This is a genomic window from Peribacillus sp. YIM B13477, from assembly GCF_042787955.1.
GTDB classification, from domain to species: domain Bacteria; phylum Bacillota; class Bacilli; order Bacillales; family DSM-1321; genus Peribacillus; species Peribacillus frigoritolerans.
In genome coordinates this window covers 732,922-759,804 of sequence record NZ_JBHZPD010000001.1, presented here as the reverse complement: position 1 = coordinate 759,804, position 26,883 = coordinate 732,922, and the positions used below count along the sequence as shown (strand labels likewise).

34 protein-coding genes and 2 pseudogenes are annotated in these 26,883 nt (G+C 39.2%); 15 read left to right on the top strand and 21 right to left on the bottom strand.

Translation table 11 applies throughout. The features are described from left to right. Positions 1-148: 148 nt before the first annotated feature. From deoD to ACFX4H_RS03775, 10 genes and pseudogenes are all read right to left on the bottom strand, one after another. Entirely contained in the window at positions 149-853 is a 705-nt protein-coding gene (gene deoD, locus ACFX4H_RS03820) for a purine-nucleoside phosphorylase (protein ID WP_034307509.1), read from the bottom strand. Positions 854-1,078: 225 nt separating this feature from the next. Beyond that, entirely contained in the window at positions 1,079-1,249 is a 171-nt protein-coding gene (locus ACFX4H_RS03815; RefSeq protein ID WP_064505166.1) for a YozD family protein, read from the bottom strand. 171 nt (positions 1,250-1,420) lie between these two features. Continuing rightward, positions 1,421-2,128, bottom strand: a complete 708-nt coding sequence (locus ACFX4H_RS03810) for a hypothetical protein (RefSeq protein ID WP_034307510.1) — start codon at positions 2,126-2,128, stop codon at positions 1,421-1,423. 150 nt (positions 2,129-2,278) lie between these two features. Then, positions 2,279-4,045, bottom strand: coding sequence for an ATP-binding protein (locus ACFX4H_RS03805; protein WP_377434029.1), 1,767 nt, complete (start codon positions 4,043-4,045; stop codon positions 2,279-2,281). Positions 4,046-4,059: 14 nt separating this feature from the next. Next, the gene (locus tag ACFX4H_RS03800) at positions 4,060-4,302 is read right to left on the bottom strand and encodes a YozE family protein (RefSeq protein WP_034307512.1); all 243 of its coding nucleotides are present in this window, start codon (positions 4,300-4,302) and stop codon (positions 4,060-4,062) included. 356 nt (positions 4,303-4,658) lie between these two features. Continuing rightward, on the bottom strand, positions 4,659-4,934 hold the full coding sequence (locus ACFX4H_RS03795; RefSeq protein WP_377434026.1) for a YokU family protein: 276 nt from the start codon (positions 4,932-4,934) through the stop codon (positions 4,659-4,661). A gap of 1 nt (position 4,935) precedes the next feature. Then, a pseudogene (locus ACFX4H_RS03790) lies at positions 4,936-5,343 on the bottom strand (lysine 2,3-aminomutase); the annotation flags it as partial. A gap of 260 nt (positions 5,344-5,603) precedes the next feature. Beyond that, complete coding sequence (locus tag ACFX4H_RS03785) at positions 5,604-6,083, bottom strand: hypothetical protein (protein ID WP_377434024.1); 480 nt, start codon at positions 6,081-6,083, stop codon at positions 5,604-5,606. A gap of 16 nt (positions 6,084-6,099) precedes the next feature. Continuing rightward, entirely contained in the window at positions 6,100-6,651 is a 552-nt protein-coding gene (locus tag ACFX4H_RS03780) for a replication-relaxation family protein (protein WP_377434021.1), read from the bottom strand. Further along, positions 6,629-7,951, bottom strand: a complete 1,323-nt coding sequence (locus tag ACFX4H_RS03775) for an FtsK/SpoIIIE domain-containing protein (RefSeq protein WP_377434018.1) — start codon at positions 7,949-7,951, stop codon at positions 6,629-6,631. The genes ACFX4H_RS03780 and ACFX4H_RS03775 overlap by 23 nt, the downstream gene beginning before the upstream one ends. 296 nt (positions 7,952-8,247) lie before the next feature. Between ACFX4H_RS03775 and ACFX4H_RS03770 the strand changes: the two genes are divergently transcribed. The 13 genes from ACFX4H_RS03770 (at position 8,248) to ACFX4H_RS03710 (ending at position 13,289) form a co-directional block, all read left to right on the top strand. Further along, positions 8,248-8,442 (top strand): helix-turn-helix transcriptional regulator, encoded by a 195-nt coding sequence (locus tag ACFX4H_RS03770; RefSeq protein WP_377434015.1) that lies wholly within the window; start codon positions 8,248-8,250, stop codon positions 8,440-8,442. Between the two features lie 366 nt (positions 8,443-8,808). Further along, positions 8,809-9,039, top strand: a complete 231-nt coding sequence (locus tag ACFX4H_RS03765; RefSeq protein ID WP_377434013.1) for a helix-turn-helix domain-containing protein — start codon at positions 8,809-8,811, stop codon at positions 9,037-9,039. After that, positions 9,036-9,161 carry a hypothetical protein gene (locus ACFX4H_RS03760; RefSeq protein WP_377434011.1) on the top strand — a complete coding sequence of 42 codons (126 nt, stop codon included), beginning with the start codon at positions 9,036-9,038 and terminating at the stop codon, positions 9,159-9,161. The genes ACFX4H_RS03765 and ACFX4H_RS03760 overlap by 4 nt, the downstream gene beginning before the upstream one ends. After that, positions 9,158-9,853 (top strand): hypothetical protein, encoded by a 696-nt coding sequence (locus ACFX4H_RS03755; RefSeq protein ID WP_377434009.1) that lies wholly within the window; start codon positions 9,158-9,160, stop codon positions 9,851-9,853. Before ACFX4H_RS03760 ends, ACFX4H_RS03755 begins: the two co-directional genes overlap by 4 nt. A 2-nt stretch (positions 9,854-9,855) precedes the next feature. Then, positions 9,856-10,083 carry a hypothetical protein gene (locus tag ACFX4H_RS03750; protein WP_377434007.1) on the top strand — a complete coding sequence of 76 codons (228 nt, stop codon included), beginning with the start codon at positions 9,856-9,858 and terminating at the stop codon, positions 10,081-10,083. 2 nt (positions 10,084-10,085) lie between these two features. Then, positions 10,086-10,226 carry a hypothetical protein gene (locus ACFX4H_RS03745; RefSeq protein WP_377434005.1) on the top strand — a complete coding sequence of 47 codons (141 nt, stop codon included), beginning with the start codon at positions 10,086-10,088 and terminating at the stop codon, positions 10,224-10,226. After that, positions 10,223-10,426 (top strand): hypothetical protein, encoded by a 204-nt coding sequence (locus ACFX4H_RS03740; RefSeq protein WP_377434002.1) that lies wholly within the window; start codon positions 10,223-10,225, stop codon positions 10,424-10,426. Before ACFX4H_RS03745 ends, ACFX4H_RS03740 begins: the two co-directional genes overlap by 4 nt. Then, positions 10,426-10,677, top strand: a complete 252-nt coding sequence (locus ACFX4H_RS03735) for a hypothetical protein (protein WP_377433999.1) — start codon at positions 10,426-10,428, stop codon at positions 10,675-10,677. Before ACFX4H_RS03740 ends, ACFX4H_RS03735 begins: the two co-directional genes overlap by 1 nt. Further along, positions 10,664-11,188: a phBC6A51 family helix-turn-helix protein gene (locus ACFX4H_RS03730; RefSeq protein ID WP_377433997.1), complete on the top strand. Its 525-nt coding sequence runs from the start codon at positions 10,664-10,666 to the stop codon at positions 11,186-11,188. The genes ACFX4H_RS03735 and ACFX4H_RS03730 overlap by 14 nt, the downstream gene beginning before the upstream one ends. A gap of 55 nt (positions 11,189-11,243) precedes the next feature. After that, entirely contained in the window at positions 11,244-11,792 is a 549-nt protein-coding gene (locus ACFX4H_RS03725; RefSeq protein WP_377433994.1) for a hypothetical protein, read from the top strand. A gap of 146 nt (positions 11,793-11,938) precedes the next feature. After that, positions 11,939-12,187 (top strand): hypothetical protein, encoded by a 249-nt coding sequence (locus tag ACFX4H_RS03720; RefSeq protein WP_377433991.1) that lies wholly within the window; start codon positions 11,939-11,941, stop codon positions 12,185-12,187. A 23-nt stretch (positions 12,188-12,210) separates the two neighbouring features. Continuing rightward, on the top strand, positions 12,211-13,005 hold the full coding sequence (locus ACFX4H_RS03715) for a hypothetical protein (protein ID WP_377433988.1): 795 nt from the start codon (positions 12,211-12,213) through the stop codon (positions 13,003-13,005). Between the two features lie 14 nt (positions 13,006-13,019). Continuing rightward, the gene (locus ACFX4H_RS03710; protein ID WP_377433985.1) at positions 13,020-13,289 is read left to right on the top strand and encodes a hypothetical protein; all 270 of its coding nucleotides are present in this window, start codon (positions 13,020-13,022) and stop codon (positions 13,287-13,289) included. A gap of 88 nt (positions 13,290-13,377) precedes the next feature. Here ACFX4H_RS03710 and ACFX4H_RS03705 read toward each other — a convergent pair whose 3' ends face one another. Next, positions 13,378-14,709, bottom strand: a complete 1,332-nt coding sequence (locus ACFX4H_RS03705) for a hypothetical protein (protein ID WP_377433983.1) — start codon at positions 14,707-14,709, stop codon at positions 13,378-13,380. Between the two features lie 1,074 nt (positions 14,710-15,783). On the opposite strand from ACFX4H_RS03705, the gene ACFX4H_RS03700 reads away from it, so the two are divergent. Then, on the top strand, positions 15,784-16,317 hold the full coding sequence (locus tag ACFX4H_RS03700; RefSeq protein WP_377433981.1) for a tyrosine-type recombinase/integrase: 534 nt from the start codon (positions 15,784-15,786) through the stop codon (positions 16,315-16,317). A 372-nt stretch (positions 16,318-16,689) separates the two neighbouring features. Then, on the top strand, positions 16,690-17,580 hold the full coding sequence (locus tag ACFX4H_RS03695) for an AbiTii domain-containing protein (RefSeq protein ID WP_377433978.1): 891 nt from the start codon (positions 16,690-16,692) through the stop codon (positions 17,578-17,580). Between the two features lie 33 nt (positions 17,581-17,613). Here the strand turns inward: ACFX4H_RS03695 and ACFX4H_RS03690 are convergent, their stop codons facing one another. The 10 genes and pseudogenes from ACFX4H_RS03690 to ACFX4H_RS03645 form a co-directional block, all read right to left on the bottom strand. Further along, entirely contained in the window at positions 17,614-18,423 is an 810-nt protein-coding gene (locus ACFX4H_RS03690; protein WP_377433976.1) for an HNH endonuclease, read from the bottom strand. Positions 18,424-18,536: 113 nt separating this feature from the next. Then, on the bottom strand, positions 18,537-18,758 hold the full coding sequence (locus tag ACFX4H_RS03685; RefSeq protein WP_377433974.1) for a helix-turn-helix domain-containing protein: 222 nt from the start codon (positions 18,756-18,758) through the stop codon (positions 18,537-18,539). An 87-nt stretch (positions 18,759-18,845) separates the two neighbouring features. Beyond that, positions 18,846-19,064: a hypothetical protein gene (locus ACFX4H_RS03680; protein WP_377433971.1), complete on the bottom strand. Its 219-nt coding sequence runs from the start codon at positions 19,062-19,064 to the stop codon at positions 18,846-18,848. Between the two features lie 10 nt (positions 19,065-19,074). Further along, positions 19,075-20,637 carry a recombinase family protein gene (locus ACFX4H_RS03675; RefSeq protein ID WP_377433968.1) on the bottom strand — a complete coding sequence of 521 codons (1,563 nt, stop codon included), beginning with the start codon at positions 20,635-20,637 and terminating at the stop codon, positions 19,075-19,077. A gap of 111 nt (positions 20,638-20,748) precedes the next feature. Continuing rightward, a pseudogene (kamA, locus tag ACFX4H_RS03670) lies at positions 20,749-21,753 on the bottom strand (lysine 2,3-aminomutase); the annotation flags it as partial. A 118-nt stretch (positions 21,754-21,871) separates the two neighbouring features. Continuing rightward, positions 21,872-23,251: a sigma-54 interaction domain-containing protein gene (locus ACFX4H_RS03665; RefSeq protein ID WP_377433966.1), complete on the bottom strand. Its 1,380-nt coding sequence runs from the start codon at positions 23,249-23,251 to the stop codon at positions 21,872-21,874. A gap of 82 nt (positions 23,252-23,333) precedes the next feature. Next, complete coding sequence (ablB, locus tag ACFX4H_RS03660) at positions 23,334-24,182, bottom strand: putative beta-lysine N-acetyltransferase (protein WP_377433963.1); 849 nt, start codon at positions 24,180-24,182, stop codon at positions 23,334-23,336. Positions 24,183-24,259: 77 nt separating this feature from the next. Further along, positions 24,260-25,531 carry a peptidase gene (locus tag ACFX4H_RS03655; RefSeq protein ID WP_241634183.1) on the bottom strand — a complete coding sequence of 424 codons (1,272 nt, stop codon included), beginning with the start codon at positions 25,529-25,531 and terminating at the stop codon, positions 24,260-24,262. A gap of 9 nt (positions 25,532-25,540) precedes the next feature. After that, complete coding sequence (locus ACFX4H_RS03650) at positions 25,541-26,206, bottom strand: 3-oxoacid CoA-transferase subunit B (RefSeq protein ID WP_377433961.1); 666 nt, start codon at positions 26,204-26,206, stop codon at positions 25,541-25,543. Further along, complete coding sequence (locus ACFX4H_RS03645; RefSeq protein WP_034311204.1) at positions 26,173-26,883, bottom strand: 3-oxoacid CoA-transferase subunit A; 711 nt, start codon at positions 26,881-26,883, stop codon at positions 26,173-26,175. Before ACFX4H_RS03645 ends, ACFX4H_RS03650 begins: the two co-directional genes overlap by 34 nt.

The following is a 26,883-nucleotide window of genomic DNA, read 5'->3' as shown; positions in this document are numbered from 1 at the left end:
ACTTCAAATCATGGAGAATGCTCCAAGGACAACAGGCATCTCCTGATATTACAAAAATGCGGATACCTGGAACAAATGAGCCTGTATCCAAACGCCATTATACAGATCACTTATTCCTGGTCACCCGCCTGTCATTTACATACAATTATCAGTCCTGGATTGCTGCTTCCAATGCCACTTCAACCATTTCGTTAAAAGTTGACTGGCGCTCATCCGCCGACGTTTCCTCACCAGTTAAAATGTGATCGGAAATGGTCAATACAGATAAAGCTTGGCGGCCAAATTTAGCAGCAAGCGTGTATAGGGCTGCTGATTCCATTTCTATTGCAAGTATTTGGTATTTTGCCCATTTTTCCAATTCACTATTATCATTATAAAACTGATCGGCCGTAAATACATTACCGACCTTCAATTGCAAGCCCTTTGCCGTGCCGGCGTCATAAGCTTTTCTTAGTAATTCGAAATCTGCGGTCGGGGCAAAGTCCACCCCGCCGAAAGTCATACGGTTCATTTGTGAATCGGTGGAAGCACTCATGGCAAGGATCACATCCCTGACTTTTACATCTTTTTGAATCGCTCCTGCAGTTCCCACACGGATCAACTTCTGGACATTATAACTATTCATCAATTCATTCACGTAAATCGAAATGGATGGGACACCCATGCCTGTACCTTGTACAGAAATTCGTTTTCCTTTATATGTCCCTGTATATCCAAACATGTTACGAACTTCATTATAAAGTTTAGCATCCTCTAAAAATGTTTCAGCAATATATTTTGCACGCAACGGGTCCCCAGGAAGTAAGACCGTTTCCGCAATTTCATTCTCTTTTGCACCAATATGTACGCTCATACGACTATGTCCTCCTTAACTTGTGATTGAAATGATATTCAAAAACTACTATACCATATCAACCACAAGTTAGGAAAATCGAACCTTATCTGGAACTTGAAAAATGGAAATCACGAAACGACTTTTGCCACCCTTCCTAAATTGCAAACAAAACGGCGGAGGTCCGCCGTCTTTTTTTAATAGTTAAATTAAGGGAAAGGAAGCTGCTAACCGTCTTATGACAGGTTACTCATCGACTTCTTCATCAATTATGCATTTTTCAAGAAGATATTCGAATGTGATGTCAGCAAGATCTTCAACTTCAGCTTCTGTTGGAAGATAGCCCCGTCTTATCAATTCTTGAAAAAAGAATTCCGCTATCTCTTCTGTATCAATAAAAACCTCAATTTCTCGCAAATCATCGCCCCCTTATTTAAAGGTCTATGAATGTGTAGAGACAAATATACCAGTAAGGCATCCCTTAATGGAAAAACATATGAAGGGTCTATCGTTATCAAGTTCCATTCGGGATCAATTTGAATGGATACTTCTATAGGGAATCTGGAAATTGCCCTTTATAGGTGTCTTTCACTTCGTTTGCTTCTTTTTATGATCTGGATAAATTTCCTCTGCCGCCTTTTCTATTTTAGCGAGGGCGATCTTCATGATGTGACGATATTCATCATCGCCAAAATGTTCGTAGAGCTTACAATAATCATTATATAAATCCAACAGGCCATCAATCATTTCCTTTTTTTCATCTTTTGTCATTGTCATTTCTCGCTCACCTTTACCAGGGTTGTTTTGTTTAGCAATGATAGCAAGCTCATTTTTCTTTTGAGGAAGGAGCAGACCCAACTTTTTAATGATTCCATCTGCACGTTTAGCATCGGCAATTAAAGTCAGTTCTTCTTCATGCGCTTCAAGCCATTCACCATCAGAGATTCTTGATAACTCATAGATTACATCCTCCCAGGCATTTTCCTTATAGCGCCAAATTTCCGTTCGATAGCCGATAATCTTGAAATAATCCTGTTCATATCCATCCACTTGGACCAAGTCACCTAATAAAAATTTATATTCAATATCGATTTGTTCTTTCGGATAAAGGATTTCTCCTTCATATTCATTTATCGATTGCAATGTTTTTTCGATATAAAGACCTTCACTATAGTTCACTTCATACACATAAGCACCATCGAGAAATTTCACATCGGTTATATTCCCGACTGTCCCATACATTGTTATTACGACTGTATCGCCTAATTTAAATTTCGGCTGTTTTTTTTTGCCCATAAGAGACATCCCCCAATATGGTCCTTATCGTTTGATTAGTAAATTATATGCACAAACAAACATGGAGGTTAATGGAATTAAGCGGGCATTTTGCTCATTTAGCTAATTAATCGGCCCATTTATTTAAGGGCACTACAACCAAAAACCGCCTCATTTAATGAGACGGTTCGTAGTGGGGATAGTGAGCGTCACTTTCGTTCCTTCGTCGGGGACGCTCTCAATTTGGAATTTCCCTTTTAATTCCTCCATTATCTGAATGCATGTCGCCACACCTAATCCGTTTCCATCCGGTTTGGTGGTATAAAAGGGCATACCGATATTTTTTAAATTCTCGGGACTTATGCCTTTTCCATCATCGCTGATCACTAATCTTATATATTGGGAGATGGAATCGTGATGCAGTTCAATCTGCCCCCTTGCTTCGATGGCTTCACATGCATTATTCAGGACATTCAAGAGAACCTGCCTTAGCCGGTTCCTGTCTGAATAAACAAGGACGGATTGTGTCATACCATTAATTATTCTTACATGAGAACTCGGAATTGAGGGAGTATAGGTATCCATAATTTCATCAAGGAAATCCTTTAAATCGATTTTCTCCCATTCCAGTTGATGCGGTTTTGCCAAATCAAGAAGTTGTGTTACAAATACATTGACCCGATCCACTTCATGAAGCATGACATCGCTATATTTTTCTATCAATGATTTATCATGATCCTGGCTCTTCAATAATTGGAAAAAACCCTTTATTGTCGTCAATGGGTTCCTGATTTCATGGGCGACACCGGCAGCAAGCTGGCCAACATACTTCAATTTTTCCGTACGGACGATTTCCTTCTCACGATCTTCTATCGTTTCCATCATTCTTAGAAAGGCAAGGTTCAATTTTTCCATTTCCTCGAAGCTTCTTTTATCGGAAATGATGAATTCCTTTCCTCCTATGAAATCCTCTGTCGCTTCGACAAGTTCTTGAACTGGCCGAACGAGGGTCTTTGTTAGTAAATAGACAGCCAGAATGATAGAAACAAAAACGATGCTGTAGATGGTCAGGTACCGTGTCAATAGGTCATTCAAAGGCTGAAACACCTGCTTCTTATCAGCACCCACAACAACAAACCATTTATTCTCTGTTTGTGCTATCGTATGGACAGGCTTGATGGAATATATTTTTTCCCCATACTCTGCACTGTACAAATCATCCGATAACGAAGCTTCCATCAGCTTATCTTTCGTTAATCCCATTTCTTTCAGGGCAGAATCCTGCATCATGCCGTGTGGGTCTTTTTTCGAAATCATGATGCCTTCTTGGTTGATCATGTAAAAGTTGACTGGGTATTTATCGCTAATTTCATTAGCCTTTTTCTCCATCATCTCCCAAAGCCCTTCCAATCGGAAAGCTGTGGATACGACTCCGATCATTTCCCCTGAATTATCATATACCGGAGAACTCAGAGCTATAATCGGTTCTGAGAAAGCCCGAGTTTTATATACGTCTGAAAGGAATTCATGACCTTCTATTGCCTCTTTGAACCATATTCTCTTCTCAAGGTTATCCCCGATCATTTTATTGGATGTATCTGCAATGACATTGCCTTCCATATCCAAATGCAAGACACCGTAATAATTTCCTTTGGCATCGATAAACTTTTTTAGTTCATCTGACTTCTCTTCTTTTGAGTGGCCAGGATTGATGATTGCAGAATTTGCACTCATTAACTTCACATCACTGATCCGTTCGTTCAAATAGCTGTATGTTTCATTTACAATATTCAGTGAACCTGCATTCAGGGCATTTTTTGCTTCCTTCTCCAAAAGGGAGCGTTGTGATCCATAGGATATGATTCCCAAAATCAGAAGAGGAACACTTGCAATAAGTAAAGAATAAAGCAAAATTCGGGTTTGAAGGCTTTTTAACATCCTTCCGATCCTCCCTATTCCTGATCTCCCAATATGAGCCCTTCTTCTATTTGGACATACTGTTCCCACGCTTGATCGAATACTGACATACTTTCGAGATAGTCTGCATTCAATTCTAAATAACTGCTCAGTTCATTATAATCAGTCGATTGTTTTGGGAAGCCATGATCCTCATAGGCATAATTGGCAAATTTAGTGATTGCATCAATCTCCTTTGGTTGTCGAAATTTCATTAAATATAAATAAAATGGTCTCATGATGTCGAGCCCCCCCCTAAAATAACTATGATTTCTGCTTTAATATATCGGAAACTTTCGCTTCCGTCCACTTTTTTAAAAAACAATTTGGTTTTTTCTTCCTCATTTTATGAAATCCACGATTTTTCAACACAAAATGCATACCGTTAAATTACGAAGCAATAGTAACATATCGTAATCATTCCATATTGATTACGCTGGCAGAACTTCATCAAAAACTTATTAGCCGATTTACACGCTGGCCATCACTTTCTGAAATGGAAAATCCCCTTCACCTAAGATAGAAATAGTGGTTTACACTGTTCCGTCTAAAATGAGGGGATTAATTCATTTATGGAAAAGTAATACACCTGCAGCTAAAAGTCAAAGTAATTACGTTTCAACAGCCTTTTCATGTTCATTAGCTCACTGTACTTCGTTTGTCTTTCAAGCTTTTTCGAATCAATTAAAAATAATTGATCTTCAATTTCCTTCACTATTTCATCACTTTGAAAAAAAGCATCGCAACTCTCACAATGAGATGAAGGGGTTTCCGTAATTTCCACCGCCCTCGAACCATCCGGCAGTTCCCAATACACAGTCCCCTTTACTGATGCAAGCTTCCCTTTCTCACACCATGGACACATCTCCATGCTATTCATCCCCCTTAGGAGTGCTCTTTTTTTGCTGTGCCTGGAATTTCTTTTCTTTTAACAAATCTCGCTTTTCACGTTTGTTCTTCAATGAAGCATGCTCTGGGTTGGTCACGTAATTTTCCCGTCGGTTCATTCGCTTCAGCCCTTCAGGCACTAAATTGAATTGCTTGTCGTTCATTAAACCAGATACACCTATATCTGACTGTTTTTCTTCCATATCAGGATATACCCCTTTGAAATAATCATCTGCAAGTCCTGGTGTATATTGCTCAGGTTCAGGATATGTGGTTATCACACCTTCAAAATTGCGCAGTACCGTTTTTGTTGGAGATTGTGAAAGGATATAATTCGGCTGCAGGGTGATTTTCCCTCCCCCTCCTGGAGCATCGACGACGAAGGTAGGTATGTCATTTTTTATTGTAAGTATGATAAATAAAGAAAAAAGGAGCTAGTGTCCCAATCTCTCGGAACGCTAACTCCTTGTTAAATAAAGGTTCTTCAATGCTTCAGCTAACAGCTTCATGTCTGGTTTGTTCCCTTCTTTCTTTATACCTTGAGGTCTGCTCATGTTGACCACTCTCCCATTATCAGAATATGAGACGTTTGTTTGTCTCTATTCCAACCAACGAGCCATTGAACGAGCTGTGACAATATAATAGTAGAAACTTAGATTGCTTTGCCGACTTGCTCCAACATTTTAATGAACAAGGGAGACAGTTGTATTAGACAAAATCCAAGTCCAGCGTTTTGAATCATACTCCAAGCTTTCTCCGAGTTACCTAACATGAAGAAGAAGCAACCTCCAACCATTATGACTGAAGCAACTGGAAGCGAAATAGCTACTAAAATGTCAATGAGTGGGTCTAATGCGTGACCAAGAGTTCTCATTGCAGACTCACCAACAGCTTGAGAAACACCAGCAACAGCAATTGCTTCTCCTCCTCCAGCTGAAGTTCCACAAGCTAAAACAGAACCAGTTGCAAACACAAGACCAAGAGTCCCAACAGTTCCTCCACTTACAATTGGAAGAATAGCTGAAGAAGCAACTTTCACAGTATTTCGGACAACACGCTCTTTCTTTGCTTTCGCTTTGACCTTGTATTCTCCAGTCATAAACTCACTAAATTTGATTGTTTGCGTTCTCATTCCAACCAGCTCCCTTTTATCGAATGTCGTTCAGAGTTAAAACCATGTATGGAAAACCCTTTGAAATTTCCGTAAGCTGTTTCCGACGAAGCTCCGAATTGGTCAACCAAATAACAGTTGGAAAGTTACCGAGTTCCTTCTCTAAAACTTTTCGCTCAAAAATGCCTTTGTACTTTTTAGCTTTCAATCTGTTCTCACTAATGCTTTGTTGAAGGTCAACTTCCAAAGCGAAATACTTACCATTAGACTTGAACAGAGCGTCACAAACACAATACTCAACACTGTCACCAATCTTCATTTCATTAGTCCAATCAAAAGGACATTTAGCATGAATGTAAAAGTCATTACGAGCTAGACTGTGACTGACTTTATTACCCTTCTTCCTAACCTTGTCACAATCCACATAGTCCCTTCCAGCTCTGTTAAGGTAGTAAACGGTCATGTATTCCTCACGATACTTACAAAGGTAATCAGAAAGCTCTCCAAGGACTCTGTTTGCATTACGAACCTTACCAAGCCTATGAAGTTTAATAATCTGGTCTCTGTTAAGAAAATCTAGTTTTTTCAACGATAGCAGAATTTCCTCTTGTCGCTGTGTTAGTGGTTTGCTCGTTTTCAATAGTGGACACGTCCTTCCTTTTACTTGTTCCGCTGTCATGTTGCTCAATGACTTTTGCTATTGCTTCAGAGGTCAACAATGGAGTTTGAATGATAGTTCTCTTGTCAGCTGTCTGGAATATTGCCCTTCCCTTCACTTGTGGAAGAAGTTCAGCTCCGTCACTATCTAAAACAACACGAGAAGCTGTTCCATTCTGAACACGGAAACAGATTTTAGCGTCAGAGTTCTGTTTACATTGTCGAGGTATCACATCTCCTGTTGGGTACTGTGTTGCTAGAATTTGACGGAAACCAAGTCCAGCTCCAAGTCTTGCAATTTTGGACATGTATAATTGACAAGCTTCTTTCAGCTTCTTGTCTTCCTTCCCAATTGCTTCCTCTGGATTTAGTTCTCCGACCTCGTCAATGATTATGAAGTGACGTTCTTTAATTCCAGCGTCTTGAACCTTCTTCTTTCCGAGCTTCTTTAAACGTTGCTGAACAGCTCTCATATGCTCGTAAGCTCCCTTGAGAACTTCAAGAGCTTCTTCAGTTTCATAAGCAATGGAGACTGTCTGGTTAAGTCTCTCGTAGTCACAAAGCTCAACTCCTCCTTTTAAGTCGATTAAATGGAGTCGAACATGTTCTGGATTGTTTTCAAGTAAGCTCACAATGAGTGCATTTAAGAAATTACTCTTTCCGTAACGAGTCGCTCCACCGAGAGCTAAGTGAGGATATACTTCAAAGTCGAGAAAAGCTTTCTTGTTCTTCTCACGAGTCTGACCAGCAACAACTTTCCAACCAGTTCCGACTTCAAAGGGAACTTCCTTTGGTAAAGGTTCATTGTAGACACGGACACAAAGCAGACCGTCAAAAGAGAGTTCAACTTCCTTCCTTGCTCCAAGCTTCTTCCTATTAAGCTCCTTGAGTTGGTCTGGAAGCGTTTTGTCGAGCTGGAGTCCTTTAAGGTCTTTGAGCTGTATCATTTGACGCTTGTTGTTTAAACCGTCCTCAATGGTTCTGAACTTTGCTTTGTAATCGTCAAAGTTCTTTCCAAGTGGTATTCGGTACTTGTATTCTGTTCCCCAGCTGTAATGAGTCTTCTTGAGAAGCTGTGTTGTGATTGTTTGTTTTCCGTCCTTCACATTGAGTCCAGAAATAGAGAATATTTTGTTGAGCTTTTGAGAATCATTTGAAGCTCCAGTTTTGGACAAGTGAGCTTTGAGAGCTAAACCTCCCATGATTGTTGTTGTCACGATTTCAAAAATCAATTTCAATTCCTCCTTTCAAGTGACCAACGCCACACTCTTTGTTCTTCTGTAAGAAGACTTGTGAGTAAAGAGTATTTTCATTTCAGCTGTCCTTCCCTTAGTACGACTGAATCTGGTATGTGCTAAGACTTGCTGGTCACTGTGCATTAAATTTGGTATCTAATAAAGCATACTGAAAGCAGTCTGTCAGTATTCCAAATTAACTTATAAAAATACAAATTAATTTGGATAATTTGCTGAAACTTGTACAACGTTATAAGATATTGGAAAAGCTTGTCATTGGAGGACTTGTTATAATGCTGGAGCCAAAAATAAGGGTGAGATTAGCGGAATTATCATTAAAGCAAACAGAGGTTTATAAGGAATTAGGAGTCACTTCTCAACAGTTTTCTAATTACGTTGTTGGAACAAGTTTCCCTCGATTGGAGTTGGCTTTCAAGTTGGCGAAAATACTGGATTGCAGAATTGAAGACCTTTGGAAATATGAATAATGTTAGAACTCACGGTCTCCTCTCGTTAGGAGACTTTTTTATTTGAATTGGTAAAACCTTGCGAAGCAAGATAACACGGTTTAAAAACAGTTTTTAGTTCTTCCAACGACTTTCAAATTGAAATGTGACATGTCACAAACAGAGAAACAATCCGTTGTAAAGAGTAGGATAAAAACTTTAAACTAATTTCGGAAAAACAGTTGTAAAAAGTGCTCTCAGCCCAACTATAAGTTAGAAAGGTAGTAAAGCGAAATACATTTTTCATTCCTACATTCCTTTGAACAGAGTGAGCGTCCCTAGCAAGCTCTCTCTTTTTTTTTAGGGAATGAGTAGTGAAATTATTACTTTTTGAAAGGAGTGTAAGACATGAAACAACTAAACGGAAAAGACGTGAGAAACATTAGGAAATATATTCTTATTCAAAGTCAAGATGAGTTCGCTCTTGCTATTGGAATTTCTCAACAAATGGTTTCATTCATTGAAAACGGAGTGAAACCAGTCACAAAAAAGGTCAATGAGAAAATTCATGAAGGAGTTGAAAAGTACATTGACCGAGAAACGCTTTACAAAATTCTCGACGGAGAAATTCAACTATGAATCAACAGTCAATTTTAAGAGATTTAAGAACATTGGGGAAGTCATTGGAACAGCTTCAAGAGCAAGTAACGGAGCTGAAAGAAATTATTAAAAAACACAAACAAAAGGAGAATGAACAATGAAAAACAAAAAGGTAATGGAAGCAATGAAGGAACTTCAAAAAATGCAAGACATGGTTGCAGAAATGGAGAAACAACTTCACGAAGCAATTGAAAGCCAACGTCCACTCAACCAGAAACGGTATGAACTTATAAAAGCTGGAGGGAAAAAAGCTGAAGTTCTAAAAGTAAACGAGGAACTGAAAAAGGTTGCTGAAGAAATTCAATTCTGTCGTGACCAACTTGAAATCACTAAGGAAAGCATTGCTGACGACAAACACGAACTCGTTAAAAGCTTACTGGAATATCGAACAGAAAGAGCAAATGAAATGAACACTGAAATGAAGTCAATCGAACAAAAGCTAAATGAAGCAAAGTTTGAATACATGAAGAAAGTTCATGAGCTTTATACTGTTCCATTCAATGAGCTTCAAGAAGAACTTACTGAACTAAACGACATTATTCAAAGAAATGGTGACGGTTCTAGGTTTGGCTATCCAAGAGTTTTAGGAGCAATGCAAATTAATCAATTTTACGCTCCAACAAATCCTTACGGAAACAGCCCTTTCATTCGTTCATATGAAATTGACAAAGCATTGGTAAGAAACACTCAATCAATTAGTCTGAAGCTGTTCATGGAGTACAACATTGTTGAATCAGACGAAAGCAAAGCTGAACAAAAATACAGAGAGCTAAAAGCTCAAGGAGGAAAATAACAATGAAAGATAAACAACTTGAGAACTTGACCGCTGAACAACTTGATAAAATGCCACCAGCTCTCAAAATGAGACTAGGTTATTTGAAAATCTTAAAGGAGAAAGCAGAACAGAAACAGGAACAACAAGAATCCACTATTGAAGTGAAAGAAGCTGAAAAAGACTTGAACAGTCCTCAAGAGCTGTTCCGTCAAGCATACAAAACCGAGGAACAGAACGAGGAGGAATAAAAATGACAAACATATTAAGAGTGTTAGAGATTAAAGAAATACTAGACAATCCAAACTCAACAACAGAGGAGAAACTGGACGTTATTGGTGAGTTTTTACCAATGTATTTTGAATGGAAAAACAAAAAGGAGGAATCAGAATGAGTTCAAACGTTGTCCCATTTCCTAGTTTTAAAACTTATCTGTTTTTATCAGAAGAAGAAATTATGTGTTGTATTCATACAGCAGAACCAATGAGTCCAAAGGAACTTGACGACCTTGTTGAAGAATACCAGCTCCTTAAAATTGAAGTTTGTCAATTTGAAAGACTTATCGAAATAAGACCTTGTAGGAGGAAATCATAATGAAAAAATATCAAAAATTGTTCTTTGAGCATGAGTTCCAACTGGACGAAAACGGTCAATATCTTGGTGAAGTTCTTGTTGGTTCAAGGTTGTCTGGAAATGTTTTAATGACAGCTGAATTAAAAGAGTTCGACTCATTGAAGGAATTAAAAAAAGGTTACATTGACTTCCAAAGAATGTTCCTAATAGTTTACGAGGACGCTGGTCGAAAAGTTTTAAAGGAAAGAGGAATGTATCATGGAGAGAAATAAGGACTCAAAAGGAGAAGAAATAAAAGAACTTCTTCTTGTCACTCATGGAGGAAAGGAGATTGACTTTGAGAATTTACCAATGCCAAAGACAAAAGGAACGAAACAGCTAAACGACAATCACAGGAAACTCGCTCTCCTTCAAGCAACAGCTCCTTACCATAACATGACCTTCACTGAACAATGTGAGTTGGTTGGCATTGCTCGAAATTCTGGGTATAAAGCTTTACGGAAACCGGAGTTTCAAGCCTACGTTGAGGAAATTCTTGACTCACGAAACAGAGCTTTCATGGGAGTTGTTTACTCAAGGTTGCAAGGAATTATTGAAAATAGTCGCTCGGACAAAATGGTTCTTGAGGGAATTAAAATTTATCTCCAAATGACTGGAAAGCTCAAAGAGACTCACGAACACACTCATGAAATAAAGAAAGAAACAACACTCAAAGACCTTGAAGCTGAAGTTTTGGAAATGGAGAAGGAAATCAAATTCATTGACGGAGACCACAACGAATAAAACTGTTGGTCTCCTTTTTTAATTCAAAAATAATAAAATTCGGAGGAATGTAAAAATGAAAAATGCTTTTGTAATCAAAGAAGGTAAAGTTTTTATTGAGGTTTACTGTAAAGGGAAAACGGTAACAGCAATAATTGACGAGATTGATTTTGAGAAGGTCAATAAATTTGAAGGAACTTGGTCTGGAATGGTAACTGATGGGACTGGGAAAGTTTACGTTTTCATGGATAGACGAGTTAAAGGAAAAAGGAAATGCTTTTACTTGCACCGTGTAATCATGGGATTGGAATACGATAAAGACTTTGTTGTTGACCATTGTAGTTTCAACACATTGGACAATACTCGAAGCAATCTTAAAGCAATGAGTTCTAAAAGAAACCTTGTAAGAACGAACCGAGAGAAAGCTCAAGTAAGAAGGAAAGGTTCTAGCTGGAGAGTCTTGGTTCGAGGAGAGATTGTTGGAGAATTTGAAACCAAACAAGAAGCTCTTATTCAATCAGTCTTTGCTAATAAAGAGCATTTTCCAGAGCTGGAGAAATTCATGGACTTTGATACTATTCTCGAAAAACTTGGGACAACTCAAGGAAAGGAGGAAGTGTCGTGAGTCTAATACTTGTAATGTTCTGTTTCGGAGCTGTTGTATGGAACCACAATGACTTGAATAAAAGAGAAAATAAATTAATTGAAACGCACAATTCGAGAAAACAAGGACTCTAAAACGGAGTCCTTTTTAATTTGGGAGGAATTTGAATGAATATGAAAAATGACTGGTTCGTTAAAAAGAAAGAAAGATTCTATTTCTGTTACTCGGAGAAACAAGCTTACTTTCTCATTGAGGTCAAAGGTATAACTTTCATAACTGAAGCTTTGAGAACTTCTGACAGTAAGAAATTTTACTTGTTCGAGAGAACTGAACAACTTGAAGCAGCTCTCAAAGAATATCGAAAAATGAAGTCTCCTCGTTGGGAGAACTTGAAGGAAATGAAAAACAAAAAATAATCTTCAAAGGAGTAATATTCGGAATGAAAACAAATGAATTTTACGTAATGTTTCCAGTGAAAATGTTCTCGTATAATGACGAGAGCTTTTTTATTGAGAACTCTGACGCTTTTTTACTGTATTTTGTCCTTGGTAAATTATCAACATTTCAAGATAGAACAAAGGTTTTGTGTAATGTTCAAATGTTAGGAGCAATGGTGACTCTCGACAACAGAAAGTCACGGTCAACTCAAAGAATTATTGACGCTCTGAAGACGCTGGAGCTTCAAGGTTACGTTCAAATTAAACATGAAGGAGAGAAACTTCAAGACTCCCCTCTCCTTGAAATTACGCTCCTTGAAGACTTCTCGGAGTCGGTTTCGGGCAACACGAAATACTCTGGTTTTATAAAAGTAACAGAGGACTTGTTCAACATTGCTGATAATGACAGCAAGTTGTTTAAAGTCCTTATTTACGTTGTCTGGAGGTTTAATATCGACTATGCAATTTCATTCAGGGAATGGGAGAACGTGTTGGCAATGAGTGAACGGACTGTTAAACGACTTATTCAAGGTTACGAGAAAGAAGGAAAACTCAAGGTCATTCACGGTCAGCATTACCGAGACGAGAAAGGAAAAGTTCGTCAGTACATGAACAAATACTTGGTTCCAGTTGTCAAGGAGAAGAAGGAAAAACAAAGTCCTCAACCAGTACAACGAATTGAAGCTGAAACAGTTACTAAATTCAAGGAAATTCAAGAGGAGGAAATTGAAGTTCAACCAGTTCCAGACAATGTTGGAGTAATTGAGGACGATAACGGAGAACTGAAATTCTATTAATGGAGGAATGAATAATGAAGTTTAGTCAAGAGATTATTGAGTTTGAGTTTGTTATTGGAGCTGGTGAAAGGAAAATGATTGAGTTGAAGGTTGACATACCTTTAATGTTGAGAATGTTTCAAGTTGACCGAGAACACTCCACCATTCCTTTAATCGGTTTCGATAATAAGGACATGAAACATGTAAATGGACAAATGAACAAACATTTGAAAAAAACTTTCCGACTTAATGAAAGAATTTCCTTTGTTTGTTCAATGTCAGAAACGCTTATCCAGAAACAGTGAAAGTTCGTTTACTTGGTCAGTACGTTTAGGAGTGATAATGCTCCTCTTTACCAGTAAAAAAGAAGAGAAGGGACAGCTCCCCTTCTCTTTACTTTGGTGGTTGTTGTAATAATTTTTCTGCAAGTAACTGTAATAATTGAGGGTTATTCGTAATTGTTTCAATAGCAACAGGTTGCTGTACTGGAGCTTGTTGTGTTGTTGAATTAGGAAGCTCTACACCGAAGTATTTAGAAACAAGCTCTTGTTTAACCTTCTTTTGCTCCTGTTCCTCTAAATCTTTTAAATATGGGTCGAGCGAAGCAAGTTCTAACTCTATTTTTCTATTCCGTCGTTCTTCATTTCTGTGGTTTGTAGCTTGTTTTGCACAATAGGTAAACAATGTTATTCCAACACCAGTTAGTACAATTCTACTGACTAGTGCAGTCCACTCTAAAGTTCCTTTGTGCATTAGCAGGAAGATTACTCCAAATACAATTACTGCAACCATTGAGATTATGGAGCCTATATTCCACCAAAAAGCTTTTTTACCTTCGTCATTTGCAATTTTTTGATAACCTTGAGCAAGACCTTTCATGCTTATAATACCAACAATCTTTTCAGCTTCTTTATTCATTGCATGAATTTGGTCAAATTCAGTTTGAACATTGGTCTTAAAGTCTTCAATTAATGAACCAAAGGTATTCTGTTGAGATGCAATTTGTTGTTCGTAGCTATTCTTCATTTTATTAAAGATTGCCATCTCGGCTGATTTATGCCGTTCATAATTTTCTCCAAAGACTTCTATAACATCCTTAAGGTCTGCTTCTCCTTTGCTTATGAAGTTATCAAATTCTTGCCCTCTTTGAGTTTGCGTTTGTAAAAATTGATTCTGAAATTCATTAACAATGGAGTCAATTCTAGTCTTTTGGTCATTTATTGCAGAAGTAAGTTCATTCAGCTTTTCATTGTTCTTTGTAAAAGCTGTTGAGGTTTCCGTTACGTCCTTTTCAAGGTGTGACAAATGTTGTCCAGCAGATTGTCTGAATTTTATTATTGAACTTCTTAAGCCTTCAATTTCCTCAGGTGTCTTTGTAACCAATATTTGAGGGAAATACGGTAATAACGATTCAATGTAAGTCAAGCAGTTGTTCAAATGACCTTCGTTTCTATTATTCTTGTAATAAGTTATTTCATTTAAAACTTGTGATATTGGACTGTTTATACTCTCCATTGTGCTGGTAGACACTAACCAAGGGTCTACCTTATCTAGAGCTTCCTTTAGAAAGCCAAAGGTTGAGTTTATACGTCCCAACATTTCCAGTTCTCTTGTTGTAATAGTGGAACTATTAGAGGAATCAATTTCATTTAAAACTTGAATAGCATTTTCCATGTTAATATATGAAGCTTGAGCGGTAATTCTTTCTTCTAATGCTATTTGCACCGTTCTATTCCTCCTTGCAGACAATCCATCATTTACTAATTATACACCCAATTTCGGCTTAAAAGAACAAATTTTGACAAAGGGACTGTATTCCTCATTAGCTTGGTTTACCAACAAACTTCAGAGGTTAGCAATATTAAAAGAAATATGGTTAAAAAATGGAGCTTCCATTAAAGGAAACTCCTCTTTTTCTTGTAGTGTAACCTAGTCCTTTTTCCATGTAGAACGACATATCAAACGACATATGTATTCCAGAGTCCTTATCATGTTTGACTTTATTTGTATTATGACTAGGTCTTAGTTACAAGGTTGTTGTCCATGTAGTACGAGTGTATTATTACACCCTATTTATCCGCTGAACCATTCCAGAGTATGCTATCCTCTCAAACCTCCACTACAAACAAAACTCCCTTCCTTCCTTCAAATAAAGACCCTTCCTCGTTTGACACAATGACCTCCCTTTGCTCTCCACAATGACTCCCTTACATTGCCCTATTCCAGACGGTGTTGACCCTCTGTTGGCTCTCCAGTGAGGTCTATGAAGCTGGTCATTATAAGGATAGAAGTTAAGCATACTAATACACTGAAGGACTTAGAGCAAGAGGTTATTGATATGGAGAGAGAACTATTAGAATAAAGCTAATTGATAATGCAATGTAACACAATATGAAAAGAGTTACATTCAAATCAACAACAAATGCTGTTATATCAACGTTCTTGCTGAAACGTATTAAAAAACCTATTGAGAATGATATATTCGACACGTTTCCCTACCTGTTTGGGTAAAGTTATTTATAATCATTCCAATCTAGTAGACCCCCTATACTGGTGGAACAGGGTCAAGAATGTCCAGCAACCGAGTCCTACTATTTCCGTACAAAATTTTTAAAGTTCGGGGTCAACTCAATGAATCTTTCTTGGCTGACTACTAGTCTCTCTCTACAGAACCCTCCCCATTGTTTTAGAACAAAAACTGAAATAAATTTTTACAGAATTTTTTTAAACCTTCAATTGACGAATGTAATAAAACTCTCTAAAATTGAAATTAAGTTACATTCAAAGGAGCGGTTCAATATGGAATTTGTTAATCCAATCAAAGATAAAGAGAAAATCGAACTCATGAAGAAAGCCTTCAAAACAGACCGTGACAGCTTCCTTTTCGTTCTTGGTATTAACACAGCTCTCCGTGTCTCTGACCTCCTTAAACTAACCGTGGGAGACCTCAAAGGGAGTCATTTAATCGTTCGTGAGCAAAAGACTGGTAAGACTAGAAAGCAAATCATTTCAAACAGCTTGAGGAAGGAAATTGACAGATACATTAAAGGAAAAGCTGATTCCGAGTTCTTATTCCCTTCTCGTAAAGGAACAGCTCCAATTTCCAGAGTTCAAGCTCACCGAGTCCTTTCTGAAGCTGGTCAAAGTATTGGTCTGGAGGACATTTCAACTCATTCATTGAGGAAGACTTGGAGCTATCACTATTACAAAGCGACTGGAGACATTGCCACTGTTCAGAAGCTCTTAAATCATAGCTCTCAAATGGTCACAATGAAATATCTCGGACTTGACCAAGACGAAATGGACAGAAGACTTGTAAACTTTGGACTCTGAACCGAAGTGCCATATTTGGTTTGTACTGACCAACTTTTACAACTACTTTAACCGAAGTGTCAAATCTGGTCTCCATGAACCAACTATTGCAGACATTAATGCAAAAACTGGTCACCGTGAACCAAATTTGACACAGTATATAGAACTAAATAAAGATAAAGAACAAGATAAATATTGTCGCTACGCTCCTTTTTTATTCAAAATAGATATATTTATTTAATTAATTCAAAGTTAGATATGTAATTACATGTGTAACCTCCCTGGTAACTTTGAATAGAACAAACTGTTAAACTCTCCCTTTAGAACTAAAATTTGATTTTTTGTAAAAACTTGTAGGATAATAGAATTACATAAGTTGTGGGAGGGGAAGTTTTGGAGTCAATCGTTTTGGAACTTCAAAGAGAAGCCATGGATTCAAGCTCAAATGTTTCCGATTTGTTAAGAAAATCATTAGTTGTTGCAAGAAAACTAAAAATCAAGGAATTTGAGCAATGGGTCACACAAGAATTGAATGGTTACAAAAACTCACAGGAAATCCCAGAATACCGAGAGGTTGTTGGGAAAATCCAATGGTTTAACCCATACAGAGGTTGGATACCAGTAATTATTGAACACCAAGAAGTGTTAGATATGCTACAAAGAGGGAAAATAGGTCAACCTATTACAGAAATAGTAGATTTAGTTAACAGTGACGGCAGTTATTTAACATTACAATTACCACAAGCAAAACAAAACTTTTTAGCTGAAATGACAGGAGAAGTAGCTCATTTTCAAGTTAGTTTCGGAAAATCTCAAGCTCAAAGAATTATAGACACTGTTAGAAACATTATTCTGGAATGGGCATTGAAACTAGAGGAGGACGGTATTATGGGAGAAGGTTTAAGCTTTAGCGATAAAGAAAAACAAGAAGCAAGCAAGCAGAATTACAACATTAATAATTTCTACGGAAATGCTTCTGGAATACAATTCCAACAAAATTCACCTAACTCGACTCAAACAATGACTAATGGAGTGGACGTTGGGCAAATTTCGGAGTTGATTACAAAGCTTAAAGAAAACATTAACCAAATTGGACTTCCAGCAGAACAGCAAGCCGTTGTTCAATCAGAAGTTGAAACCATTTCAGCTGAATTGGTGACAGCACAACCTCAACCAACTGTAATCCAAAAATCCTTACAGTCAATTAGAACAATGTTAGAAGGAGCTGGAGGAAACCTCGCTGCTTCTGGTCTTATGTTCTTGATTGATAAAATCCAATTCTAAGAAACAAAGGAGCTTCCACAATGGAGGCTCCTTTTATAAATTCCAAAAAGGAACATTTATTGAACTTGTAGCTGTTGACCTTGCTCCCTTTGAAGTATTGCAAGTCTCACACAACAACTGAAAGTTTGAAGCGTCATTGCTTCCGTAAATATCGAGAGGGACTATGTGGTCAATATGTATAGTGTTCTGTGTTCTAATTAATTTAGATAGGTCACAACGACAAATTGAACATGTTCCCTTATCTCGGTAAAATACTGCGTCAGTCAACCATTTAGGGAAATGAGTTCGCTTTATCCTTCCCTTAACAGTCACATTTTCTGGGTAAGCTTCTCGAATTTCGTCAATGTAACTCTCAACAAAATCGGAAAGTTCCAAATGAAAATCATGTAGAAACTTTCTATCTAAGAAAATTACTTGAAACGCTGAATGTATGATTAGTTCGTTTATCATTTCAGCGTTTTTGCTAACATATTTTACCCACTGTTCAACTATTTCATTGCAAGAACATTCCTCATGCCATTTATCAGAACAGTTTTCAAAGTCTGGTCTTATAAGGTCTGGTTTCAAATTTACCTCGTCCAGTGTATTAGAAATAAAGTTAAACAGATAATCTAACTCGTCCACATTGCCTTTTATCTTATGAATTTCTTCTGAAACATCTTGGAAGTAAGACAAATACCAATGAACTGCTGTTGTTTTATTCGGTTTGAGAAGAACTTCAATTATTTCTTCTCTGAAAGTTTCAAAAGCACCTAGTCCAAATTCACCAAAATAACCAATTGCTAATCCAGCCAAACCAATTCCAGAGCTTAATGCCAAGTGTTCGTCTTTTGGAGCTACCATTATTTCACACCTCCCAATTGATTATTTTATAACAAATGTGTTCCAAAGTCTCTTTACACACAGAAAAAAAAACGACCCCTCTCATGAGAAGTCTTTTTCCATGAATTACGTATTTAAGTATCTGAACTTCTCACCTCTAATAAATCTTGGAGGTCAGTAATTTGTAGAGCGTCCATTATCTTGAGTAAATGCTTTTTATTGTAAGCTCCCCTCGTGTCATTAACTAACTCTGAAATAGTCGCTTCTCTATTACCAGTCATTTTCGCAAGTTCCTTCTGTTGAATACCTTTGCTCTCTATCACTTGCTTCAGCTTAAAGTGGAAATACAGCTTCATTTGTTTTCACTCCATCCAAATTTCGATATTACGTTATTCAATATATTTAATTCAAATATGTCCTAGTACGAAAACAAAAGAGAAGCTTCATAGCTCCTCCAGTTTCCTTACCAATCCAGTTATTTCCTCACCTTCACACAAGACCTTTTGAAGCTGTAATTCCAGAGACGACTCTCTTTTGATTTGCTTCCAAAAAGTGAAAGCTACTTCTTCTGGTTTCTTGCCTTTGAGCTTGAACTCTCCTTGTCGCAAAACCTTTGTGTCAATCTCAACCACGATACAATGAATTGCAATAACAACGGTCATTTTGATTCTCCTAGAAATAAATTATTTCATATTCATAAGGATAATTTCTTCGTTCTTCATTCCTCGTTGACAACTCCCTCAAGTCCTCTGGAATGTCTCTGGTGTAATTAATTCGTTTAATGACTTGTTTCAAAACATTGTTCTGGTTTTCAACAGACAACGTTTCAAAGCTTTCCAGAAGCTCAACGACATGCTCAATTCTATCCGTTAATGGTTCAATATCTAATGACCCTAATTGAGCTGTAAGACCTTCCAGCGTCTTCTCAAGGTCGTGTTGTTTGTCAATGAGCTGTTGCTTCTTGTACTTTATTTCGTCGTGAGAGAAGACTCCAGACAATGCAAGGTCAATGAGGTTTGCTTGTTGTTTCTTGACGTTCATCAGCTGACCTTCAATGTGCTTCACTCGGTCAATAAGGTCTCGTTCAACAGAACTTGTGTCATTGTCTTGAAGCTGGTTCAATTCTTGGAGTAAGTCTTCACGGTATTGCTTCAAGTCGTCCACAACGTCTTGCTCAAGATACTCGACCAGTAATCCACAGTTATTACACTTCTCTGCTGAATTTGGTAACAGGTATTGACATGGTCTGATTGAAACTTTTCCATTCTGCTCCGTTTTGAAAGAGATTTTTCTTGAACAAACACCACAAAACAACAAGTCCTTGAGAATGGTGTGAAATTGAGCTGACGGTTTCTCTCTTACTCCTTTGAAGCGTTCAACTCGGTCTGTTCTTTCTAGGTTAGTTCTTTCCCATACTGACGGTTCAATAATTGGCTCATGTGCGTTCTCAATGACAATGGTTTCTAAAATCTTGTAAACGTACTTCCCAGCTTCCTTGACTCGTTTCCTATCGCTAAAGAAGACGGTTCCTTTGTAAGTTGGGTTCTTCATAATACGTCTCACTGAAGGTGAGTTCCAAGCGTTTGAACGTTGTGGGAGATAACCTTCAGCGTTGAGCTGGTCAACAATTCTTCTGGAACCAAGTCCTTGACCGTGAAGTTGAAAAATGTAACGAACAGCTTTCGCTTCTGGTTCGTAAATTTCAAGTTTCTTGGTCTGTGGGTTTCTACGATAACCGTAAGGAACTCCACCAGAGACATGAAGACCAGCTTTGGTCATTTGAATTTTGTTAGCCTTTGAACGCTTTCCAATAGTTCCGTGTTCGTGAGCGGAAATTAAGCTTCCAAAGTCGAACATTAGCCTATCGTTCTCGCTGTTTGCAAGGTCATAAGTTTGAAATGGAGTAATGATTGGAACGTCGTAATCAATACACTCTTGCTTCACCGTTTGACTTATCTTTCCGTTACGACTTAAACGTGATAGCTCTACAACTAACAGAGCGTCAAACTTCTCAAGGTCTTGGAGTAAACGCTGAAGCTCTGGTCTCCTTTCCATGTCTGAAGCTCCACCAGACAGGACTTCTCCGTAAATTTCATATGTCCAAGCATGCTTGTTTGCGAACTCGGTCAACATTTGCTTGTGGTTGTCGAGCGTTTCAGCTCCTTCAGCTTTCTGGTTGCCCTTCTTCTCTTGTGAAATTCTCAAGTAAATTCCAACGTGATTTATTGTCTTCATAACTCCGACTCCTCCTCTTATAACGTCCAACGAAGTCTCCAGCTTCTTGTGACTCTTATGTAACAAAACGTTTATTTAAGAGGATTATATCACACGTTTAATAATTTATTCAGTAGGCACTGCATACCCGGATGTATGGCCCCGGAGCCCTTCGATGATTTCGATACCTTTTGAAATGGGTGCCCTGAAATGACCGATCCCTTCCGAGAGGTCGCACTGATAGATATAGTAAGGGCGGACACGGATCTTAACAAGATCATGCATTAGCTTTTTCATGATTGCGACACTGTCATTTATCCCCGCTAAAATAACTGCCTGGTTGCCTACAGGTACACCCGCATCGGCAAGCATCTCACATGCTTTCTTTGACTCTTCGGTAATTTCTATCGAGGTATTGAAATGAGTATTCAGCCATACCGGGTGATATTTTTTTAAAATGGCACATAAATTTTCAGTGATTCTTTGAGGAAAAACAACCGGTGCCCGTGTACCTATCCTGATTATTTCAACATGAGGAATTTCCCTTAAGTTTTTGAGGATATATTCAAGGATCGTGTCATTGATCAATAATCCGTCCCCGCCGGAAATAAGGACATCCCGAACTGCCGGTGTGTCTCGTATATAACCGATTGCTGCATCCAATTGTTTTTTTGGCACGCCCATGCCAATTTGGCCTGAAAAACGTCTTCGCGTACAATAACGGCAGTACATGGAACATTGATTCGTCACCAAAAAAAGAACGCGATCCGGATATCTATGGGTCAACCCCGGTACAGGGGAGTCCTCATCCTCATGCAGGGGGTCTTCCATGTCATATTTGGTTTTATGCATTTCTTCCGAGATTGGGACCGATTGCATCCTGATTGGACACCTTGGGTCATCTTTATTCATTAACGAAGCATAGTATGGGGTGATATTCAATGGAATGGTTTTCGTGGAAATCCTCACGCCTTCCTCTTCATCCGGAGTCAGGTTTATCACTTTTTTCAAATCATCAACTGTTCGGATCGTATTTGTAAGCTGCCACAGCCAGTTGTTCCATTGTTCTTCGGTTACATCTTTCCATAGCTCTATATCTTTCCAATTGCGATCTGGCTTATATAAGTCAAATAACATGGTTATACCTCCTGAGTTATGATAGTAGTATTAAATGCAAGAAGGATGCCAAAATGACCCAAAAATTCGAATGCCCATAAAAAAAACCGGACTGCAGGCTGCATCCGGATTTTTTCCATCAAATATGTTTTTTTATTTTATATTGCAAGGTCTGTCTTGGAATTTGCAATAGCTTCGATGCTTGGAAAACGTTACCGTTCGTTTGAAGAAGGGCCTCGGTAATCAATTTCGTTTCTATCTCAATCATGGCCTCACGAAGCGGAAGTATTTTTTCGGAAGGGTTGCGCTTCTTTAAAAACTGGGGCAGATCTTCAAGATTCAAAACATCATTCTCCGTATGGTTCATCATGAATTCTATCGTATGTTTAAGTTCCCTTACATTTCCAGGCCAGTCATATTTCCGAAAAAAATCCTTAGTCTTCTCATCCATGCCTTTTATGGACAATGCTAATTTACTGTTAAATATTGATATGAAATGTTCAGAAAGAAGCTCTATATCATCAATCCGCTCCCTTAGCGGAGGCAGCTCATAGCTCAATACGTTCAATCGGTAAAATAAATCCGGCCTTAGCCTATTTTCCGATACGGCCTTTTTCGGATCAATATTCATCGCTGCCATGATCCTGACATTCACCTGTACACTTTTTGTGCCACCTATCCTCCTGATGAACCCATCTTCAAGCACGCGCAGAAGCTTTGCCTGCAAGTCAATCGGCATTGATTGCAATTCATCCAAAAACAAGGTTCCGCCGTTGGCCAATTCAAACAATCCCTGTCGCTCCACAGCACCAGTGTAGCTTCCTTTTGCCGTACCGAATAGTAGCGATTCCAATAAACTTTCGGGTAAGGCCGCACAATTTTGCGCGATGAAAGGTTCATTACTGCGGCTCGATTCCTGGTGGATGCTTTGAACAAAAAGCTCTTTTCCTACACCGCTTTCCCCATAAACCAATACCGATGAGGTGGAGCGGGCAGCCTTTTTACCTTGGGATATCAAACCTTTAAACCCCTTATCACTTGTCAGGATTTCAGTGAAAGAATACAAACCGCCGTTCCCAGTCGTTTTCCTTTGAGGGCTTTTGATTGTCTTGAGCGAGCTTTCCAGATCAGCTAACCTTTCCGATAATTGCTTCAAGCTTGAATAATCCTTTGCAATCTCTATTGCACCTATCATAAACCCATCTACATATATGGGTAGTGTAGTATTTAGCGTCTCAATGATACGCCCATGAGCATTTACATACGATTGACTATAGTTATAGATTGGTTTTTCAGATTTAATGACCCGGAGTAACGTCGATGATTTATGATTCAAAGAAGGGAACGCTTCAAGCAACGGTTTCCCGAGCACTTCACTTCTTTTCATCCCATCATGATTGGCGGCCACTTCGTTATAAAAGATGGTCTGTCCTTTTGGATCTATCACATGAATGCCTTCATCAATGGTTTCTAATATCGCTTCCAACACTTCACTTGTATTAAAAAATTCACTAGGCAAGCTATCCCTCCTCAATACCCTCTTGCTAGATGTATATGAGGAAATGCCAAAAACTTGTCATGAACCGCCTAAAAATGAGCATTCAACTAAAGTTTTTCACCCAAAGATTCATATCTTCCAGTTTATCAAAGATATAACAATTATTGGCCAAACGTCCGCGGTACGAGTATCCATGCTGATGCAATGCAGCATTCATGCCGAACGAGAGCGACCGGGCAATCGAATAGATACAATAAATGCCGTGTGAAATAAGATAGTCTTCAAGCGCGGAAATCAAGTGTTTCATCAAGCCGTGCTGCCGATGTTCCGGCAATGTCGCACAATCAGTGATTTCTGCATTATGGTAAAAGGAATTAATTTCTGCGGAAGCAGCACTGACGATCCTCTCTTCATGGACATAAATATAAAAAACCGTTCCCATTTCCATGCACTTTTTCACATATACCGGATCATTCATCGGTGTGGGATACACCTCGAAAACCTTCCCATACAGTTGGGCCAGCTGAAGTGCATCTGCCACTTCAGCTTTACGGCCTTGATAGGCTGACGGCGGTTCATCCAGTCCGGATTTAATCGGCAGCATCTGAACATCGGTAAGGATTTGATCTTCCCTTTCCCATTCAGCACTGTTGCGCCTTTCATTCCGGTTATATTTAACAAGGAAGAAACAATCGCTTCCCAAAAAGAATTTATCGATGCTTCCTTCATATAGAAAGCCCTGAGCAAGCAATGCCATAACGTTTTCCTTGCGGGACTTGAAGATGATTTTTTCTGCTGATATGCTTTTAGCCACCTTCAAGGTTTCCTCCACGCATTCTTGAAAATGCCCTAGATAATCATCAACCCTGATTCGCTTATTAAAATGGTCGATCGTAATATGTATGGTACACATTGGCTTTCGAATTCTTTTTTCGATGATTCCAACCTCCATTTGTCCCGCTCCTTTCACATCTTCGAAAATTGTTGCGAAAGGCCTGACCCTTCCTGGATCAGACCTTGGAAAAATGATTATTCCTGGTCCACCCCACACCATTCAATAATGGTCAAAGCGATGATTTCCGCAACTTCCAACATTTTATCCACCTCTATATATTCGTTCGAATCATGGGCCATCTTCGTTTCCCCTGGTCCAAACACAACGACGGGGGTAGAACCAACCGATGAAAGATACCCTCCATCCGTCGCCCATGGTGAAGCTTCGACAAGCGGTTCTTCCCCGACCACTTTTTCATAGCATGTGCCAATTGTCTTCATGAGCGGGTGATTGATTTCGAGATTGCCAGGCAGCCATCTGGCCCCAAACCATTCTAATTCAATAGGTCTTTCTTTGAACCATGCATCACTCTCGTTTAAAGCATCTATTCGCTCCTTCAGCGATTTTTGTGCCTCTTCCATGGTTTCTGTAGGGGCGATGCCGAATCTTCCTTCCAGGACGGCTGTATCCGGCACGGAGGAAGGCCAATTCCCGCTTTGAATGCTACCAATATTGATTGGAATGGGGATAGGGACATTTTTATAGAGTGAATGACGGAGTGACTCATTCCGTTCTTGTTCAAGCATCTTGATTTCTTTCATTACAACAACCGCTTTATCAATTGCACTGACTCCTTCATACCTAGTGCCTCCATGTGCAGACTTGCCTTTTATTCTCAGCCGAAACCACATCGAACCTTGCTGTAATGGGAATAGTTTCATATTTGTAGGTTCCGGAATGATTGCACCATCAGCTTTATATCCGCGTATGACTGCCGCAAGTGTGCCGGCACCACCGCTTTCCTCTTCAATCACACTCTGAAATATCAAATCCCCCTTCAATTGGATTCCAGATTCGACGATCGCTTCAATGGCCAGCAATAAAGATACATTGCCGCCTTTCATATCCGTCGTTCCCCGCCCGAAAACTTTCCCGTCCATCAACTTGCCGCTATAGGGTTCATCGTGCCAAGCTGCATGATCTCCTTCAGGAACTACATCAATATGTCCGTTTAAAATAAGGGATTTTCCCTTGCCTGTTCCTCTTTTAATGGCCACAAGGTTCGGATTTCCTTTAAAATCCCTGCGGTCGCAATAAAAATGGGGATGTTTTCTTAATTGTTCATCCCCGATTTCCCAAAGGTCTATTTCCAGACCAAGTTGTCTGCACTTTTCGACCACTATTGCTTGTGCACTTCCTTCTTGGCCCCTTTTGCTCGGTTCCTGAACCAGTTTTTGCAAAAGCTGAACCCCATTCATCCGATGTTCATTCAGCCATGTTCTTATTTTTTCCTCATACATATCCATTCTCCTCTCTCATTCTTTTAATTTGTGGATGTTTTCAGAGACGGTAAACAAGGCTTCGGTCCGATTCCTGATTTCCTCAATGCTGGACGTATCAAATACATCAGTTAATAGAAGGCCCTCCGAAGTTACGGAAAACACGCCTAATTCGGTGATGATCATATGTACGCATTTTGGGGCTGTTAACGGCAACGTACATGTTTTGACTAATTTAGACATGCCCGCTTTATCGTTATGTTCCATCAAGACAATGACCTTTTTTGCCTTTGCAGCCAGTTCCATTGCACCGCCCATGCCTGGCACCCGCTTTCCCGGAACAATCCAATTAGCGAGATCCCCCGCTTGACTTACTTGAAGGGCTCCTAGAATTGTGATATCCACCCTGCCGCGGCGTATCATTCCAAATGCAACAGTACTGTCGCAGTAAGAAGCCCCGGCTCTAATGGTGATCGGCAATCCCCCAGCATTGCAAAGATGCGCATCTTCCTTCCCCGTTTCAGGAGTACTGCCAATTCCCACAAGGCCATTTTCTGCATGAAACATAACTTTATGATCATCCCAAAGATGATTCGGTACAAGTGATGGAATGCCAATTCCCAAATTGACCAGCATCCCATCGCTTATTTCTGCTACTGCCCGTTTCGCTATTCTGTTTCTATCCCCTGTTCCCAAACCCATTTCCAATCGACTCCTTTTGAAGGAATGATATAATCCACAAAGGCACCCGGTACAATGATGTTCTCTGGATCCAAAGTGCCCAGCGGAACGATTTGCCTGACTTCGACTATAGTGATCTGTCCGGCCGCAGCAACGATTGGATTCGTATTCCTGGCACTTTTATCGAATAGAAGATTTCCATAAGGATCAGCCATTTCTGCGTAAACAATGGCGATATCTGCAGTTAATGCCGATTCCACCAGATAATTTTTCTTACCTAGCTTTACGGTTTGCTTCCCTTCCCGGACGATATCGGCTTCCATTCCAATATCGGTCAATATCCCGCCGAGTCCCATCCCTCCGGCCCGGATGCGTTCGACAAGTGTCCCTTGCGGACAGAACTCCACTTCGAGTTCACCATTGTTCATTAATAGTCCTGCATTGGGATTGGAACCGATATGGGAAACGATGACTTTTTTCGCTCGGCGCTGGGTGACCAGTTTTCCGATTCCGATATCTGGGAAACCTGTATCGTTCCCAATCAAGGTTAAATCCTTAATACCTGATTCCAAAATCACATTGATCAATCCCGGAGGCGTCCCTATACCACCGAATCCCCCAAATAGGATGGACTGTTTATCTTTAAAGTGATGGCGGACATCTTCCAAACGACAAATCTTCTGGAACGAATTTTCCAC